Origin of the sequence: Dietzia sp. oral taxon 368, assembly GCF_002999155.1 — a bacterium.
Lineage (GTDB): Bacteria > Actinomycetota > Actinomycetes > Mycobacteriales > Mycobacteriaceae > Dietzia > Dietzia cinnamea.
Map to the genome: position 1 here is coordinate 411,303 of NZ_CP027238.1, position 16,154 is coordinate 427,456.

A 16,154-nucleotide genomic window follows, 5' to 3' on the forward strand; every position below is an offset into this window, starting at 1 on the left:
CGGCGGTCGGGTGTGGTTCGGGCCTGAGCTGCCCTCCCACGCAGTGCTTGGGGGTGGAGGTCAGCCCTCGACCGTGATGCCCATGGAACGGGCGGTGCCGGCGACGATCTTCGCGGCCTGGTCGATGTCGTTGGCGTTGAGGTCCTCCAGCTTGGTCTGCGCGATCTCACGGACCTGGTCCATGGTGACCTTGCCGACCTTGGCGGAGTGCGGCGTGCCGGAGCCCTTCTGCAGGCCGGCGGCCTTGAGGAGGAGCTTGGCGGCCGGCGGCGTCTTCAGCTTGAAGTCGAACGACCGGTCCTCGTAGACCGTGATCTCGACCGGCACGACGTTTCCGCGCTGGTTCTCGGTGGCGGCGTTGTAGGCCTTGCAGAACTCCATGATGTTGACACCATGGGCACCCAGAGCCGGGCCGACCGGCGGGGCCGGGTTGGCAGCGCCGGCCTGGATCTGGAGCTTGATGAGCCCTGAGACCTTCTTCTTCTTCGGAGGCATCGTCTTCCTGATTCTTCGACTGGATCTCGGCGCCGCGCTGTACACGCGGGAGGCCGACTGTCGTGTGCACCCGTCCCCGCCGCCCCACCGTGAGGCGAGCGTGCGGCGACACAAGCGCAACCTGGGAGAGTTTACGTGTTCCGCGCACGCAACGACTAATCGTGGGCGCGGACCGCTCCCCCGGACGCCTTCCGTGCGGGAAACGACTAACCCGCCCCACGCTGGGCGCGGGGCGGGTCGCCGGAGGTTCGTGCGGGTCAGTCGATCTTCTCGACCTGGTTGAAGCCGAGCTCGACCGGGGTCTCGCGGCCGAAGATCGACACGAGCACCTTGAGCTTCTGGGCGGCCGGGTCGACCTCGGAGATCGACGCGGGCAGGGTCGCGAACGGGCCGTCCATGACGGTGACCGACTCGCCGACCTCGAACTCGACCTCGACGTTCTGCGGGACCATCCCGGCGTCGCCGTCGGCGACACCCGCGGCGGCGGCCTTCTTCTCCGGCTTGGGCGCCAGGAACTTGGCCACGTCGCTCAGGGAAAGCGGGGTGGGGCTGCCGCCCTGGCCGCCGGTCGCGCTGACGAAGCCGGTGACGCCGGGGGTGTTGCGCACGACGCCCCACGACTCGTCGTCGAGCTCCATGCGCACCAGCACGTAGCCGGGCAGGACCTTGCGGTTGGCGGTCTTCTTCTGACCGTTCTTGACCTCGGTGTACTCCTCCACCGGGACCTCGACCTGGAAGATCTTGTCCTCGGCGCCGAGGGTGACGGCGCGGGTCTCGAGGTTGGCCTTCACCTTGTTCTCGTACCCGGCGTACGAGTGGATGACGAACCAGTCGCCGGGCAGCTTGCGCAGCTGGCGCTTGAACGCGATGACCGGGTCGATCGCGGGCGTGGCCGGCTCGGCCGGCGACTCCTCGGCGGGGGCGTCGTCGCTCACGTCGTCGGTCTGCAGGGCCGACTCGTCGAGCTCGGCCTCGGCAACGTCCTCGTCACCCTCCTCGACGATGTCGCCCTCGACGTCCTCGTCGATCTCGGTGGGCTCGGCGTCGGTGGCCGCGTCCTCGTCGAGCTCGGCGCCGGCCGCGACGGTCTCGTCCTCGGCCTGCTCGGCGGCGGCGTGCTCGGCGTCCTCGGCCCCGGGGCTCTGATCGATGTCGCTCACGGAAAATGCGGTCCTCTCGAAGTCGGCGGTCCGGATCTCACCCCGGACCTTCAGCGGCAGGTCTCTAGCGGTCGAAGACGAGCTCGACGAGCTTGCCCGCGCCGAAGTCGACGCCCGAGACGAGCGCGGTCATGAAGATGAGGAACAGGAACACGACGATGGTGTAGGTGACCATCTGGTTGCGCGTGGGCCAGATGACCTTGCGCAGCTCCTCGACGACCTGCTTGAGGTACTTGACGGGATTCGCGCGGGCGGTCCGCGTGTCCTCCGGCTTGTCCGCGTCCGTTCGGACCCGGCCCGCGACGGCCGTGTCGGCACGACCGGCCTTACCCGTGGGAACGGCGGCGGCCTCGGAGTCGCGAGCGCCGCGGGTATCGACGTCGTCGTCGCGATCCTGGCTCACGCGGCTACCTCCGGGTCGTCTGGCTTGCGGGGAAGTGCAGGGGCGACAGGACTTGAACCTGCAACCTGCGGTTTTGGAGACCGCTGCTCTGCCAGTTGAGCTACGCCCCTTCGGCCGGTTTCCCGACCACCCGTACCGTCCCGCGTAGCGGACCGCACGATCGCCTCGACTCTACAGTGTCGGCGACTGCCCGGGGGCAGCGCGGGTCGCGACCACGTTCGGTCGGGCATCTCAGTGTACGACAGCCGCCCCGGCGCCCCGAAATCGGCTCCCCCGGCCCTCTCAGTCCCCGAGCGCGACCGTGACGATCGCCTTGCCGAACACCTTGGCCCCGCCGCTGGTGACGACCAGCGCGACGTCGGCGCTCGAGCCGTCCTCGGCGACCTTCTTCACCGTCCCCGCCACCGCCAGGAGCGCCGGGGCGTCGGCCGGCACCACCACGGGGGCGGCGAACCGGAACGAGGTGGCCAGGACGCGATCGGCGCCCCCGGCCCACTCGGCGACGACCCCGATCGCCAGGGCCGAGGTCAGCATCCCGTGCGCCACCACACCGGGCAGGCCGAGCGCCTGCGCTGCCGCGTCGTCCAGGTGGATGGGGTTGTGGTCCCCCGACGCCTCGGCGTAGCGACGCAGGTCCTCCCGCCGGACCGGCAGTGTCCGCGGGGGCAGGGCGTCGCCGGCGGCGGGACTCGTCGTCGTCGCCCCCGTCGTGCCCTCCGGCGCGGGCGTCTCCTCCGGCGCGGTCGTCTCCTCCGGCCTGGTCACGCCTCCACCTCCGCGGTGAGCAACGCACTGGTCAGGGTCTGGACGGGCTCGCCGTCGGCGTCGCGGAGCAGCGTGTCGAAACCGATCATGCGCCCGCCGCGCGCCGACCGCACGCCGGTGACCGTCGCGGTGGCGGTGAGGACGTCGCCCACCCGGATCGGCCGGTGGTGCTCGCTCGACTGGGCTGTGTGGAGGGTCCGCGCGAGGTCGATGCGCAGCGCGGGGTGCTCCATCACCGCGCGCTGGACCGGGGCGGTCAGCGCGGCGGCCAGCGTCGCGGGTACCTGACCGGCGGGCGCGCCGACGGCCTCGGCGAACCGTGTCACGACCGCGTCGGTCACGGTCACGGGATCGGCGACGACGACGAGGTCATCGGCGGTGTCTGTGCTCACAGCCCCCGACGCTACCTGAGGGCGCGTGCGGCGGGATCGCCCTCGCGGCGGCGCCCCGGCTCCTACGGTGAGGGCGGTCCAGCAGGAGGTGCGACGTGAGCCATGACTGGACACGCCCCCGGACTTCCGGCTGAGCCACGGCGTGTTCGGCGGCAGGGACGGAACCACGCCCGCGACCGCTGTACCCCGATCGACGTCCGGTGCGAGAGAGTCGCTCCCCGGGCCGGAACGACGAAGGCCGCCCGCGGCGATGCGGACGGCCTTCGATGGAAGTCGTACCGGTGGGGGGACTCGATCCCCCGACCTCACGATTATGAGTCGTGCGCTCTAACCAGCTGAGCTACACCGGCATGCCCTGCCAGTCGGGCGATCGAGCCGCCCCGCACAGTGCGAGCCCCCTGTCGGAATCGAACCGACGACCTTTTCCTTACCATGGAAACGCTCTGCCGACTGAGCTAAGGGGGCGGGCTACGCTCTGCGGCTGATCTCCCAACCGCTCGGCGCTGAAGCCTTTAGCAGATTACACACACCGCCGAACGCCGCACAAATCCGCCGGTGAGGGGTCTGTCTCCGGCAGGATGGGCGGGTGCGCATCTCCGTGGTCATCCCCGTGCTCGACGACGCCCGCGAGCTCGCGGGGTGTCTGGCCGCGCTCGCCGCACAGACTCGGGCCCCCGACGAGGTCGTGGTGGTGGACAACGGCTGCTCGGACGACAGCGTCGCGGTGGCGCGGTCCGCAGGCGCCCGCGTGGTCGTTGAGCCCGTGCGCGGGATCCCCGCCGCGGCCGCGTCCGGGTATGACGCCGCCACGGGTGACGTCATCGCCCGCCTCGACGCCGACTCCCGACCGGGCTCCGACTGGCTGGCACGGATCGAGTCCGCGTTCGCCGCCGACTCCGAACTCGTCGCGGTCTCGGGGCCGGGCGAGTTCATCGGCCTGACCGGCTGGCGGGCTCGGGCCGCGAAGCTGCTCTACATGGACGCGTTCTTCCTGTCCGTCGGCTCCGCCATGGCCCACCCGGTGTTGTTCGGCTCGAACCTGGCGATGCGCCGCAACGCGTGGGAGCGGGTCCGCGACGGGGTCGACCGCACCGACCCGGAGCTGCACGACGACATCGACCTGTCGTTCCAGTTCGGCGCTCGCGACCGGTTGTGGGTGGACCGCTCGCTCGCCGTCGGCATCTCGGCGCGACCGTTCGACGACCCCGCGGCGATGCGCCGTCGCTTCTCGCGGGCGTTCCGGACGATCTTCCGTAACTGGCGCACGAGCCCGCCGTCGCAGCGGTGGCTGGAGCGCGTCCGGCGCTGACCCGGCCGAGCGCCTGCAGCCCCGCGTAGCGGCGGGCCTCCTACAGCCGCGGGCCCCTCGTCTGGGCTCAGGCCCAGACGATGACGGACCAGAGGATCAGCTGCGTCACGCAGAACCCCGCGAGCATGTTGAGCACGAGGAAGCGCTTCCAGCCCTCGTTGGTCGCCTCGGCCGTGGCGTCGGTGACCCGCACGTAGGCGGCCACGGTCGCGAGGTACGGCAGGATCGCGAACGCCGCCCCGGAGGCCGGCCACGGCGCCGCGAGGAGTAGCACCAGCACGGCGGCCGCGTAGCAGGCCAGCGCGAACCACACAGCGGCCCGCGCGCCGAGCACGGTGGCGACCGACTTCAGGCCCGCCTCGCGGTCGAAGCGCACGTCCTGCACAGCCCCGAACGCCTGCGAGGCCGCGCCCCACAGCATGAACGCGATGAGGCACGCCCACACGCCGCCGCTGAGATCGGCCCCGGCGATGGTCCAGCCGACGATCGCCGGGGAGACGAAGTGGAACGCCGACGTCACCGAATCGAGGAACGGGATCTCCTTGAACCGCAGCCCCTTGGCGCTGTAGGCGATCACCGCGAACGCGCTCGCCGCCAGCCACAGCGACGACTCCAGCGTCCCGACCACCGCGAGATAGACCAGGAACGGCACCGTCGTCACCGCGGACGCCACGAGAGTGGGCGTGTGCAGGGAGCGGTCGAGCACCGCGCCCTCGACGCCGCCCTTACGCGGGTTCCGCAGGTCGGACTCGTAGTCGAAGACGTCGTTGATCCCGTACATCGCGAGGTTGTACGGCACCAGGAAGAATACCGTCCCGATCACGCCCAGCAGGTCGAACCCGCCCGTGGCCAGGAAGTACGCCAGCGCGAACGGGGCGGCGGTGTTCACCCACGACACCGGGCGGGACGACCAGAAGAGGGTGGTGAGCAGTCCGGGCGGCGCGGGCCGGTCGGGGCTGCGGACCTCGTCGTCGTCGCCACCCCGCCCCGGCGCGTCACCGACCGGCGCGTCACCCACCGCGGCGTCGCCCGCCACAGCGCCACCCACCGGCCCGTCGCCACGCCCCGACACGGTCGGGTTGGGGCTCGCGGCGGCCTCGCTCACGGCCACCGCGCGCGGCCGGGCGGTGAGCGTGAACCACACCGACGGCACGAACACGGACGCGGCGATCGCGTAGGAGAAGTCCTCGATCGGCGCCACGCCGAGGCGGATGCCGCTGGTGAGGGCGTCGTCGTAGGCCACGAGCCCGGCGGCGATCATGATGTTGTCGAAGATCGCCGTGAGGACGAGCAGCACCACGAGCGAGCCGCCGACCCCGATGAGCCAGCGCCGCCGGTCGTCGCCGCGAAGACACCACAGGGCGATGAGCGCGGCCGCCACCACGGGAATGGCCATGGTGACGTTGATGGTCGAGTAGATGCTCACGGCCACTCCTCCGCCCGCCGCGCCGAGACGTGCTCGACGACCGTGACCACACCCGTCGCACACACGAGCGCGAGGTGGGACAGGAACGCGAGGAACACGACCTCCTCGAGCGGGATCTCCGGCGCCACGAGCAACCCGGTCATGAAGTCGGTCTGCCCGCGAAAGAACACGCCGCTGCGCACGCCGAGCACGTCCCACGTCAGCAGCAGCGCCACCGACGCGGTCACGGCGAGCGCGGTGGCCGCCGGCGCGCGGAACGCCGCGAGCTTCCAGCGATGGTCGATGACGAGGATGCCCGCGAACGAGATCGCCTGGACCGCCAGGTACGCCAGCCCGATCACCGGTCGAACACCGTGCCCCCGCCCGACGCCGCGCCCCCGCTGGCGGCGGCCCGATCGAACACCGTGCCCCCGCCGGGCTCGGCGACCGGCGCCGTGCTCGTGTCCCCGCGGACGTGCTTGAGCACCAGCTCGGCGCTGATGAGGCACATCGGCAGGCCGATGCCGGGGATCGTCGAGGCACCCGCGTAGTACAGGCCGTCGACGTGCTTGCTCACGTTGCGGGTGCGGAAGAACGCGCTCTGCGCGAGCGTGTGTGCCGGGCCCAGGGCGGTGCCGCGCCACGCGCCGAGGTCGGCCTCGAGGTCGGCGGGCGCGATGGTGCGCCGCACGACGACCCGCTCGGCGAGGTCGTCGGCGCCCGTCCACTCGGCGATCTGGGCGATCGCGCGGTCGGCGGCGGCCTCGATCACCACATTCCCGGCACCGTCCACGCCGCCGCGCCCGAGGGACGGATCGGCGGGGATGGGCACCAGGACGAAGAGGTTCTCGTGCCCCTCCGGCGCGATCCCGGCTGCCGGGTCGATGTCGGTGGCGCTGGGTCGACAGACGTAGAGCGACGCCGGGTCGGGGATGTGCGGGTCGTCGCCGAATATCGCGTCGAACCCCTCCTCCCAGCGGTCGGTGAACAGCAGCGTGTGGTGCGCGAGCTGCGGCAGCTCGCCGCGCACGCCGAGCAGGATGAGCAGCGCGCCCGGCCCGGGGGTCTTGGCGTCCCAGTATTTCTGTGGGTACGTGCGGAGGTCCTCCGGGAGCCACCGGGTCTCGAGGTGGTGGAGGTCGGCGGCGCCGACGACGAGGCCGGCCGGCAGCGTCCGCTCCGCCCCTGCCCGGTCGCGCACCCTCAGGCCCTGCACACGGGGGCGGGCCCGGCCGGACACGCGCCCGGCGGCGCCCTCGGATGTGGTGACCAGTTCGATCGCCTCGGTGCCCGTGTGGATGCGCACCCCCTGCTCCTCGGCCACCCTGCGCACGGCGGCGATCACCTCGGTGAACCCGCCCCGCGGGTAGAGGACGCCGTCGGTGAGGTCGAGGTGGCTCATGAGGTGGTAGATCGACGGCGCCAGGTACGGCGAGGAGCCGAGGAACACGGCCGGGTAGCCGAGGATCTGCTGGATGCGCCGGTCGGAGAAGCGCCGCGACACGAACGAGTGCAGCGGCTGCACGAGCCGCGCCACCAGGCTGCCGGCCCGGGCCACGACGTCCGGCCGCACGAGCGCCGGGTACGAGGTGAAGTTGGTGTAGAGGAACCGCTTGAGCGCCAGGTCGTACGTCGTGCGCGCCGAGTCGAGGTACGTACCCAGCACCCGCCCGGCGCCGGCCTCGAGCGACTCGAACAGGGCCGTGGACGCCGCGCGGTCCGAGCGGACATCGACCGGGTCGCGCCGGTTCTCGAAGTACACGCGGTACCCGGGGTCCAGGCGGACCAGGTCGAGTTGCTCATCCGCGGAGGTGCCACAGAGACGGAAGAAGTGGTCGAATACCTCGGGCATCAGGTACCACGAGGGGCCGGTGTCGAAGCGGAACCCGACCGCCGACCAGCTGCCCGCGCGGCCGCCGACCTGGTCGGTGGCCTCGACCAGGGTGACGTCGCGGCCCTCGCGGGCGAGCAGCGCTGCGGTCGCCAGGCCCGCGATCCCGCCGCCCACCACCACGACGGGCCCGTCCGGGGCGTGCCGGGGGTTCATCGCGCCACCGCCCGGCCGCGGCCCGCGGCGGCCCGGCCGATCACGGCGAGTTTGACCGGGTCGGGCACCCGCACCCGGCCCGCGCTCACCCCGGCCGCACCGGCCGCGCGGAGGCGGGCGTTGAGCTCGGCGAAAAGGTCGTGCGCTGCCGCCACCGCCAGGCGGTCACGGCCCGGGATGCGGTCGATCGCCGCCCGCGCGACGCGCAGGTCCGCGTCCACGTGGTCGGCCAGCTCGCGGACGTCCCCCTCCGTCAGCGCCCGCGGGTCCCGACCCGGCAGGTAGTTGCGACCGAGTTCCAGCGAGTCCTCCCGGACGTCCCGGAGGAAGTTCACCTTCTGGAACGCCGCACCGAGTGCGCGCGCTCCCGCCGCCATCTCGTCGTCGTCACCCAGTCCCCCTCCGGCGAACGTACGCAGGCACATCTCCCCGATCACCTCCGCCGACCCGTGGATGTACCGGCGCAGGGACTCCTCGGTGTGCTCGGTGACCTCCAGGTCGGCCTCCATCGAGTCGTAGAACGGGTCCACCAGGCGCGCGTCGATCCCGAACCGACGCGCGGTGTCGGCGAACGCGTGCGTCACCGGATCCGGGTCCAGGCCCCGGTCGATCGCGCGGTGCGTGCGGCGCCGCGCCTCCGCGATGAGCTCCCGCGCGGCGACCGGGTCGTCCATCGCGCCGTCGACCACCTCGTCACCCACGCGCGCCCACGCGTAGATCGCCGCGACGTGCGGGCGGGTCGCGGGCGCGAGCAGGCGGCACGCCAGCGCGAACGACGTCGAATACCGGCGCAGGATCACCTCGCTGCAGCGGCGTGCCGCCGCGGTGAACTCCGCGTGCGGGCTCTGCTGGGTCATCGGTTCCTCTCCAGGGCGGTGGCCAGGTGCGATTCGAGCGCCTCGCGGACGACCGGCGGTACGGCCGGCGAGTCCAGGGCGGCGCGGGCCGCGGTGACGAGGTCCTCCGCGATCCCCAGGGCGTACTCCCGCGCGCCGCATTCGCGCAGCAGCTCGCGCGCTGTGTCGGGGTCGGGGTCGGACCGGTTCAGCGCGGCGTCGATCTGCGGCCACGCCCCGGTCGCGCGGGCGTGGGCGAGCAGCACGGTGGGCGCGCGGCGGACGAGGTCGCCGGAGTTCGACTTGCCCGTCACGGCCGGGTCGCCGAACACACCCAGCACGTCGTCCACCACCTGATACGCGGTGCCGAGGTGGCGGCCGGTCTCCCGCAGCGGGTCGACGATCTCCTCGGGCGCTCCGGCCAGGACCGCGCCCAGTACGAGAGGCAGGCACACCGAGTAGGCGGAGGTCTTGGCCGCGCCGATCGCCAGCGCCCGCTCGCAACCGGCGGGAACGTCCTCCGAGGCGCCGTGGACGTCCGCGAACTCGCCGGCCACCGACGCGACGACCGCCCGGTGCACCTCGTCCACCACACGGTGCAGCGTCGCCGCGGGCACGGGCAGGCGCGCGAACTCGGCCATCGCCGCCACGAGCAACAGGTCCCCGCCCAGCAGCCCGCCGATCATCCCCACGTGTCCTGCACACTCGGCGGGCAGTCCGCGATCGGCGGCCCGCGTGGCGGTGCGCCCCTGCAGGTTGGGGTGGCCGCGACGGTGGTCGTCCCCGTCGGCGAGGTCGTCGTGGACGAGGAACGCCTCGTGCAGCAGCTCGAGGGCCTGGCCCGCGGCGGCGCGCACGGTCTCGTCCCGCCCACCGGCGGTCGTGTAGACGGCGTCGAACAGCGCGGACCGCATGCCCTTCCCGGAACGGGTGGTCCGGCCCAGGTCACCGAGCCAGTCGTCCACCCCCCGCCCCAGTCCGGGCGGCAGCGCGCGGGCGGTGATCCGATGGGCGGCGGTCATCGAAACGGGTGTCATATCGGGTTGTTCGGAGCCGGGGCCGTCGTGGATATGTCTCACCTCGATTCTGGTCGACGAGATGCGGCGTGACAGGTCGTGCGGGACGTGACACCGGAGCCGCGCATGCCCACACGTTCACGAATGTGCGCGCGACGTGCCCCGAAATGCACGAAGACCCCCGCTTGTGGCAGGGGTCTCGCGTGCCAGATGATGGATTCGAACCAACGTAGGCATAAGCCGACGGATTTACAATCCGCTCCCTTTGGCCGCTCGGGCAATCTGGCGTGCACCCTTGTGGGCGCTACGACACGATACAACGCGACCGCCCCCGCGTGCCAAATCGGGGTGGTCAGGGGTGGTCCGACGGGGCGGGTAGCCTGGTCTGGTCGGTTCACCACCCCCTACGTCAGGAGTGCGCCCATGGCCTCGGAGTCCTCGTTCGACATCGTCTCGGAGTTCGACCGCCAGGAGGTCGACAACGCCCTCAACCAGGCCGCCAAGGAACTGGGCACCCGCTACGACTTCCGGGGCACGGACGCCGCCATCGAGTGGAAGGGCGAGGACGCCGTCGAGATCACCGCTGACTCCGAGGACCGCGTGCTGGCCGCCAAGGACGTCTTCGTGGAGAAGCTGGTGCGCCGCGGGCTCAGCATGAAGGCCCTCGAGGTGGGCGACCCGATGCCGTCGGGCAAGTCCTTCCGCCTGGTCGGGTCGCTCAAGCAGGGCATCGACAAGGAGAACGCCAAGAAGATCACCAAGCTCTTGCGCGACGAGGGACCGAAGGGCGTCAAGGCGCAGATCCAGGGCGAGGAGATCCGCGTGTCGTCCAAGAAGCGCGACGACCTGCAGGAGTGCATCGCACTGCTCAAGGGCGCCGACTTCGACGTGGCGTTGCAGTTCACCAACTACCGCTGATCGGCCGGGCCGTGGGCTCCCCGGGTGCGGTTGGCCGTCGGCTCCGCGCCGCCGCGATGGTCGCCGTGGTGGGCCTGTCCCCGCTCGCGGGGTGCGCGTCCGGTGGCGACGACGACGAGGGCGGCGACCTGACCGTGTTCGCCGCCGCCTCCTTGAGCGGGGCGTTCACGGAGATCGCGGAGCAGGTCGAGAGGTCCGAGCCCGGTGTGTCGATCCGGCTGAGCTTCGGTGGGTCGAACGGCCTGGTCGACCAGGTCGCCGGCGGCGCCCCCGCGGACGTGTTGGCTGCCGCGGACGTGGCGACCATGGATCGGGCCGTCGACGCCGGGCTGGTCGCCGGCGAACCCGTTCCGTTCGCCACCAACGTGCTCACGCTCATCACCCCGCCGGGTAATCCTGCGGGGATCACCGGGCTCGACGCGTCCCTGGACGGCGCCCGGTTGGTCGTCTGCGCGGACGGCGTGCCGTGCGGGTCCGCGACTCGCGAGCTCGCCGAGGCGGCCGGGGTCGAGTTGCGCCCGGTGAGTGAGGAGTCCGCGGTCACCGACGTGCGCGGCAAGGTCGCCTCCGGGGAGGCCGACGCGGGGATCGTCTACGTTACCGACGCGCTCGCGGTCGCCGGCCGGGTCGAGCGGGTCCCGATCACCGGGGCTCCTACCGTGCCCAACGTCTACCCGATCGCCGTCCTCGACCGCGCTGCGGACTCCGGGCCCGCCCGCCGGTTCCTCGACGCCGTCACCGGTCCCGCCGGGCGTGCGGTGCTGGCCGAGCACGGGTTCGGGCCGCCGTGACCCGGCCGCCGCTTCCCCGGTGGCTGCTCATCGCCGCCGCTGTGGCCGTGCTGTTGGCAGCCCTGCCGCTGGCCGGGATGGCGGTGCGCGTGCCGTGGACCCGGGTCCCCGAGTTGCTGACCTCCGAGGCCGCCCGCGATGCCGCGTGGCTCAGCCTTCGCACGTGCGCGGTCTCCACCGTGCTGTGCGTCCTGCTGGGGACCCCGCTGGCCGTGCTGCTGTCCCGCAGTCGTGGGCCGCTGGCGGCCGTGGCCCGCACCCTCACGGCGCTGCCGATGGTTCTCCCCCCGGTCGTGGCGGGCCTGGCGCTACTCATCACGTTCGGCCGCACCGGCGTGGTGGGTCGCCACCTGTCCGTGCTGGGGGTCGAGGTCGGGTTCACGACCGCGGCCGTGGTGATCGCGCAGACCTTCGTCGCGATGCCGTTCCTCGTGGTGGCGCTGGAGGGCGCGCTGCGTTCGGTGGACGCGCGGCTCGAGCGGACGGCGGCCTCGCTGGGCGCCTCCCCGTCCCGCGTCCTGGCGACCGTGACGTTGCCGCTCGTCCTACCCGCCCTGGCCGCCGGCGCGACGATGTCGTTCGCCCGTGCGCTCGGCGAGTTCGGCGCGACGCTGACCTTCGCCGGCTCCCTGCAGGGCACCACCCGGACCCTGCCGTTGGAGATCTACCTCAGTCGCGAGACCGACACCGAGACCGCCCTCGCGCTGGCCGTCCTGCTCATAGCGGTGGCGGCCGTGCTCATGGCGGCCTCGGCGCTCGTCGCCCGCCGGGCGGTGGTCGGACGTGGCTGACCACTCCCCCGGTGCCCGGCCCTCCCCCGCCGCCGCCGAGCTCGACTGCCGGGTCACCGCCCGCGGTATCGACCTCCGACTCACCGTCCCCGCCGGCCGTCGCCTGGCGATCGTCGGCCCCAACGGCGCGGGCAAGTCCACGGCGCTGTCCCTGCTCGCCGGGCACCTACGCCCCGACTCGGGCGAGGTCCGCCTCGACGGCCGCGTCGTCAGCTCGCCCCGCACCCACGTGCCGGCGCACCGCCGCCGGGTCGTCGCGCTCGAGCAGCGGCCCGGTCTGCTGCCGCACATCACGGCCCTGGAGAACGTGGCGTACGGCCCCCGCGCCCGCGGTGTGCGCAGGCGCGACGCTCTCGCCCGCGCCCGCACCGAGCTCGACGCCGTGGGCTGCGCAGACCTCGCCGGCCGCCGCCCGCACGAACTGTCCGGAGGGCAGGCCCAGCGTGTGGCGCTCGCCCGCGCGCTGGCCGTGGACCCGGAACTCGTGCTGCTGGACGAGCCGCTGGCCGCGCTGGACGTGGAGGTCGCTCCGGCGATCCGTCGTCTGCTCGCCGATCGGATCACCGGCCGGGCCGTGGTCCTGGTGACCCACGATCCGATGGACCTGTGGGCGCTGGCGGACGATGTCGTCGTCGTCCACTCCGGCCGCGCCACCCAGTCCGGCACGGTCGAGGGGGTACTTGCGCGCCCGGCGTCGGACTTCGCCGCGCGACTGGCCGGCGTCTCGCTGGTGGAGGGGATCGTCGACGACGACGAGGTGCGCACCCCCGGAGGCGATGCCGTGGCGGGGATCCGCGCGGACGCCGCGGCGGGCTGGCGGGGCGGGGTGCGGGCGGTGGCGACGGTCGATCCGCGGGCGGTGGCAGTGCACGCCGCTCCCGCCGACACCGCGTCCGCTTCGGCCCCGGGCCCGGCCGGCACTGTCGCTCCCGCCGCTCCCCCCAGCCCGGCCGGCCCTGCGTCCGCGCACTCGCCGGTCTCGAGCCCGCGGAACGCCTGGCCCGCCCGCGTCGTGTCGTTGGCTCCGGCCGGTGCGCAGACACGCGTGACCGCGGAACTCCGGGACGGCCAGCGAATCGACGCCGAGATCACGACGCGTTCGGCCGCCGAACTCGCGCTCGCACCGGGCGTGCCCGTCACGCTGATCGTCAAGGCCACCCAGGTGGTCCTCTACCCGCGCGGCTGACCCGGCCGGACCTGTCGCCGCACCCCGCGCTCGGCCCCTCCCGCCCATCCCAGACGACTGCCGCACTCACGCGGCCCCTCCTACACAGCCGCCCCTCGCACGCGAGAAGCCACGCCCACGCGGCCGCTCAGCCGACGCGGTCGACCGTGAAGCGCACGAGCCGGCGCAGCGCCTCGTTGGCGGGCCCGGCCGGCAGCGCGTCGAGCTCGGCCATGGCGTCGTCGACGTACTTCTCGAGTGTCGCCCGCGCGCGCCGCATACCGTCCGAGACCCGGAGCAACTCCAACGCCTCCACGACCTCGGAATCGTCGGTGAGCGGCTGGGCCAGCAGGTCGCGCAGTCGCGGGCTGTCGGGCGAGCCGGCCTCCATCGCGTAGATCATCGGCAGAGTGTGCACGCCCTCGCGCAGGTCGGTGCCGGGGGTCTTGCCGGACTCGGCGGACGGGGAGGCGATGTCGATGATGTCGTCGGCGATCTGGAACGCGATCCCCACCGCGTCACCGAACCTGCGCAGCCGCACGATCTGCTCGCCCGTCGCACCGGAGTACTCGCCTCCGAACTGGGCGGCGGCGGCGATGAGCGACCCGGTCTTCTCCCAGATCACCCGCAGGTAGTGCTGGGCGGCGTCCTCGTCGCGGCCACCGATGCCGGGACCGACGGTCTCGCGCATCTGCCCGGTGACGAGTTCGGCGAAGGTCTGGGCGATGAGCTGGACGGCGGCCGGACCGAGGTCGGCCAGCAGCATGGAGGAGTGGGCGAAGAGGAAGTCGCCGGCGAGGATCGCGGTGGAGTTGTCCCACCTGCTGTTGGCGGACTCGACGCCGCGGCGCATGCTGGCCTCGTCCATGACGTCGTCGTGGTACAGGGTGGCGAGGTGGATCATCTCGCAGACGACGGCGGCCTTGACCAGGCGCTCGTGGTCGGGCTCGGGCCCGATCTCGCCGGCGAGGAGGGTCACGATCGGCCGGAAACGTTTGCCGCCGGCGGTGACGAGGTGGAGTGCGACCTCGGAGAGGAAGTCCTCGCCGCTCTCGAGTCGACTGACCAGCAGTTTCTCGACCTCGTCGAGTCGCCCTCGAAGGGCTGCGGCGAGGTCTGCGTCACCGATGTCCACGCCGGCCACCACGTGGTCCGTCGCCGTGTCCGCGGTGCCGGTCGTCACTGATTCGCTCGACATCCCCACTCGTCCTCGTCGCCTGGTGCGGGTCGGCATCGACCGGCCCTTCTCGACAGACTACGGTCCCGGCCCGGCGGCTGCGGCACCCCACCCCGCCCGAGGTGCAGGCGACCGGTGCGCCCGCCGACCTGCCACCATGGTGCGTATGGAGTCCCGGCGGCGTCTTCCCTCTTCGACCGATGTCCTCGTGGTGGGCTGTGGCCCGGCGGGGGCGGCAACCGCGACGTGGTTGGCGCGGGCGGGCCGCGAGGTGACGGTGCTCGACGCCGCGGAGTTCCCCCGGGATAAAACGTGCGGGGACGGCCTGACGCCGCGGGCGATGCTCGAGGTGGATCGACTGGGCCTGGGCGCGTGGGCGCGGGACCGGATCACCATCCGTGGTCTCGAGCTGCGGGGCTTCGGCCACGAGCGACGGGTGCCGTGGCCGGCGGGTGAGCACGGGGGCACGGGGTCGGCGGTGCGGCGCACTGTGTTCGACGACCGGCTGCGGCAGGCGGCTGTCGAGGCCGGCGCGGTGGTGCACCAGGGCGTGCGGGTGACGGGCGTGGAGAGGGGCGACGACGACGAGGTGACCGCCGTCCTGGCCGGGGACGATCGCGTGGAGTGCCGGACATTGGTGGTGGCCGATGGCGTGAGGTCGCCGGTGGGTCGTCTGCTGGGTCGCACCTGGCATCGCGACACGGTCTACGCCGTGGCGGCGCGGTCGTATGTCGGGTCCGCTCGGCACGACCATCCGTGGATCGGGTCCGACCTCGAGCTGCGCGACGAGGCGGGTGCCATCCAGCCCGGCTACGGGTGGGTGTTCCCCCTGGGCGACGGCGAGGTCAACCTCGGGGTGGGCGCGCTGGCGACCTCGACGCGGCCGGCGAACGTGGCGGTCAAGGAGCTGCTGCAGCACTACGCCCGTAGCGTGCGCGACGACTGGGCGTTGGAGGGTGAGCCGCGGGCGGTGACGTCGGCGCTGCTGCCGATGGGGGGTGCGGTGGCGGGGGTGGCGGGCCGCAACTGGGCGGCTGTGGGTGATGCTGCGGCGTGCGTGAACCCGCTCAACGGCGAGGGCATCGACTACGCACTCGAGGGCGGGCGGCTGCTGGCCGAGTTAATCCTCGCCGGCCACGGGACGCGCTCGGGCGGTGTCGGCTCGGACGGTGTCGGCTCGGACGGTGGCGGTGCCCGCACGGAGCCGCTCACGCACGCGTGGCCGGAGGTGCTGCGGCGGACGTACGGCGAGGCGTTCGCGATCGCCCGGGACGCCGCCCGACTGCTCACCTATCCGCGATTCCTGCCGATCGCCGGTCCGGTGGGGATGCGCTCGCAGACGTTGATGACGGCGGCGGTGCGCTGCATGTCCAACACCGTCGCCGACTCGGACCGCGACGTGGTGGCGCGGGCGTGGCGGGCGGCCGGGTCGGTGGCCCGCAGGCTCGACCGGCGCCCGCTGTTCGCCGACTGACCGCGCGGAC

17 protein-coding genes and 4 tRNA genes are annotated in these 16,154 nt (G+C 72.8%); 6 read left to right on the top strand and 15 right to left on the bottom strand.

All coding sequences use genetic code 11. The annotated features are described in order from the left end of the window. Window positions 1-60 precede the first annotated feature (60 nt). From rplK to C3V38_RS02015, 8 genes are all read right to left on the bottom strand, one after another. Entirely contained in the window at window positions 61-495 is a 435-nt protein-coding gene (gene rplK, locus C3V38_RS01980; RefSeq protein ID WP_061228429.1) for a 50S ribosomal protein L11, read from the bottom strand. Window positions 496-752: 257 nt separating this feature from the next. After that, window positions 753-1,655, bottom strand: a complete 903-nt coding sequence (gene nusG / locus C3V38_RS01985; protein WP_174705751.1) for a transcription termination/antitermination protein NusG — start codon at window positions 1,653-1,655, stop codon at window positions 753-755. 64 nt (window positions 1,656-1,719) lie between these two features. After that, the gene (secE, locus tag C3V38_RS01990) at window positions 1,720-2,058 is read right to left on the bottom strand and encodes a preprotein translocase subunit SecE (RefSeq protein ID WP_061228431.1); all 339 of its coding nucleotides are present in this window, start codon (window positions 2,056-2,058) and stop codon (window positions 1,720-1,722) included. A gap of 37 nt (window positions 2,059-2,095) precedes the next feature. Then, a tRNA-Trp gene (locus C3V38_RS01995) sits at window positions 2,096-2,168 on the bottom strand. A 172-nt stretch (window positions 2,169-2,340) separates the two neighbouring features. Next, entirely contained in the window at window positions 2,341-2,823 is a 483-nt protein-coding gene (locus C3V38_RS02000; protein ID WP_082767669.1) for a MaoC/PaaZ C-terminal domain-containing protein, read from the bottom strand. Next, entirely contained in the window at window positions 2,820-3,215 is a 396-nt protein-coding gene (hadA, locus tag C3V38_RS02005; protein ID WP_061228432.1) for a (3R)-hydroxyacyl-ACP dehydratase subunit HadA, read from the bottom strand. The genes C3V38_RS02000 and hadA overlap by 4 nt, the downstream gene beginning before the upstream one ends. 276 nt (window positions 3,216-3,491) lie before the next feature. After that, window positions 3,492-3,565, bottom strand: a tRNA-Met gene (locus C3V38_RS02010). Between the two features lie 42 nt (window positions 3,566-3,607). Beyond that, window positions 3,608-3,680: transfer RNA gene (locus C3V38_RS02015), tRNA-Thr, on the bottom strand. 121 nt (window positions 3,681-3,801) lie between these two features. On the opposite strand from C3V38_RS02015, the gene C3V38_RS02020 reads away from it, so the two are divergent. Then, the gene (locus C3V38_RS02020; RefSeq protein WP_063935590.1) at window positions 3,802-4,524 is read left to right on the top strand and encodes a glycosyltransferase family 2 protein; all 723 of its coding nucleotides are present in this window, start codon (window positions 3,802-3,804) and stop codon (window positions 4,522-4,524) included. 67 nt (window positions 4,525-4,591) lie between these two features. On the opposite strand, the gene C3V38_RS18260 is transcribed toward C3V38_RS02020, so the two are convergent. The 6 genes from C3V38_RS18260 to C3V38_RS02050 form a co-directional block, all read right to left on the bottom strand. After that, the gene (locus C3V38_RS18260) at window positions 4,592-5,950 is read right to left on the bottom strand and encodes a prenyltransferase (protein ID WP_082767670.1); all 1,359 of its coding nucleotides are present in this window, start codon (window positions 5,948-5,950) and stop codon (window positions 4,592-4,594) included. Further along, window positions 5,947-6,291 carry a lycopene cyclase domain-containing protein gene (locus tag C3V38_RS02030; protein ID WP_061228434.1) on the bottom strand — a complete coding sequence of 115 codons (345 nt, stop codon included), beginning with the start codon at window positions 6,289-6,291 and terminating at the stop codon, window positions 5,947-5,949. The genes C3V38_RS18260 and C3V38_RS02030 overlap by 4 nt, the downstream gene beginning before the upstream one ends. Then, window positions 6,288-7,976 (bottom strand): phytoene desaturase family protein, encoded by a 1,689-nt coding sequence (gene crtI / locus C3V38_RS02035; protein WP_061228435.1) that lies wholly within the window; start codon window positions 7,974-7,976, stop codon window positions 6,288-6,290. Before crtI ends, C3V38_RS02030 begins: the two co-directional genes overlap by 4 nt. After that, the gene (locus C3V38_RS02040) at window positions 7,973-8,833 is read right to left on the bottom strand and encodes a squalene/phytoene synthase family protein (protein WP_061228436.1); all 861 of its coding nucleotides are present in this window, start codon (window positions 8,831-8,833) and stop codon (window positions 7,973-7,975) included. The genes crtI and C3V38_RS02040 overlap by 4 nt, the downstream gene beginning before the upstream one ends. Further along, window positions 8,830-9,834, bottom strand: coding sequence for a polyprenyl synthetase family protein (locus C3V38_RS02045; RefSeq protein ID WP_246830825.1), 1,005 nt, complete (start codon window positions 9,832-9,834; stop codon window positions 8,830-8,832). The genes C3V38_RS02040 and C3V38_RS02045 overlap by 4 nt, the downstream gene beginning before the upstream one ends. A gap of 198 nt (window positions 9,835-10,032) precedes the next feature. Then, window positions 10,033-10,115 (bottom strand) — tRNA-Tyr (locus C3V38_RS02050). A 136-nt stretch (window positions 10,116-10,251) separates the two neighbouring features. Here C3V38_RS02050 and C3V38_RS02055 point away from each other — a divergent pair. The 4 genes from C3V38_RS02055 to C3V38_RS02070 are packed head-to-tail and all read left to right on the top strand — an operon-like array spanning window position 10,252 to window position 13,514. After that, window positions 10,252-10,746, top strand: a complete 495-nt coding sequence (locus tag C3V38_RS02055) for a YajQ family cyclic di-GMP-binding protein (protein ID WP_106384976.1) — start codon at window positions 10,252-10,254, stop codon at window positions 10,744-10,746. A gap of 11 nt (window positions 10,747-10,757) precedes the next feature. Continuing rightward, window positions 10,758-11,537 carry a molybdate ABC transporter substrate-binding protein gene (gene modA / locus C3V38_RS02060; protein WP_106384977.1) on the top strand — a complete coding sequence of 260 codons (780 nt, stop codon included), beginning with the start codon at window positions 10,758-10,760 and terminating at the stop codon, window positions 11,535-11,537. Then, a complete protein-coding gene (locus C3V38_RS02065) occupies window positions 11,534-12,328 on the top strand; it encodes an ABC transporter permease (RefSeq protein ID WP_061228438.1) in 795 nt (264 codons plus the stop codon). The genes modA and C3V38_RS02065 overlap by 4 nt, the downstream gene beginning before the upstream one ends. Beyond that, a complete protein-coding gene (locus C3V38_RS02070; RefSeq protein WP_061913636.1) occupies window positions 12,321-13,514 on the top strand; it encodes a sulfate/molybdate ABC transporter ATP-binding protein in 1,194 nt (397 codons plus the stop codon). The genes C3V38_RS02065 and C3V38_RS02070 overlap by 8 nt, the downstream gene beginning before the upstream one ends. 127 nt (window positions 13,515-13,641) lie before the next feature. On the opposite strand, the gene C3V38_RS02075 is transcribed toward C3V38_RS02070, so the two are convergent. Then, a complete protein-coding gene (locus C3V38_RS02075; RefSeq protein ID WP_061913639.1) occupies window positions 13,642-14,691 on the bottom strand; it encodes a polyprenyl synthetase family protein in 1,050 nt (349 codons plus the stop codon). Window positions 14,692-14,836: 145 nt separating this feature from the next. On the opposite strand from C3V38_RS02075, the gene C3V38_RS02080 reads away from it, so the two are divergent. After that, window positions 14,837-16,144, top strand: a complete 1,308-nt coding sequence (locus C3V38_RS02080; RefSeq protein ID WP_217354158.1) for a geranylgeranyl reductase family protein — start codon at window positions 14,837-14,839, stop codon at window positions 16,142-16,144. Window positions 16,145-16,154: the final 10 nt, after the last annotated feature.

Excerpts from the sequence above, each read along its gene's own strand:
- rplK (WP_061228429.1), bottom strand. The coding sequence starts at position 495 with ATGCCTCCGAAGAAGAAGAAGGTCTCAGGGCTCATCAAGCTCCAGATC.
- crtI (WP_061228435.1), bottom strand. The coding sequence starts at position 7,976 with ATGAACCCCCGGCACGCCCCGGACGGGCCCGTCGTGGTGGTGGGCGGC.
- C3V38_RS02040 (WP_061228436.1), bottom strand. The coding sequence starts at position 8,833 with ATGACCCAGCAGAGCCCGCACGCGGAGTTCACCGCGGCGGCACGCCGC.
- C3V38_RS02045 (WP_246830825.1), bottom strand. The coding sequence starts at position 9,834 with ATGACCGCCGCCCATCGGATCACCGCCCGCGCGCTGCCGCCCGGACTG.
- C3V38_RS02055 (WP_106384976.1), top strand. The coding sequence starts at position 10,252 with ATGGCCTCGGAGTCCTCGTTCGACATCGTCTCGGAGTTCGACCGCCAG.
- C3V38_RS02075 (WP_061913639.1), bottom strand. The coding sequence starts at position 14,691 with ATGTCGAGCGAATCAGTGACGACCGGCACCGCGGACACGGCGACGGAC.
- C3V38_RS02080 (WP_217354158.1), top strand. The coding sequence starts at position 14,837 with ATGGAGTCCCGGCGGCGTCTTCCCTCTTCGACCGATGTCCTCGTGGTG.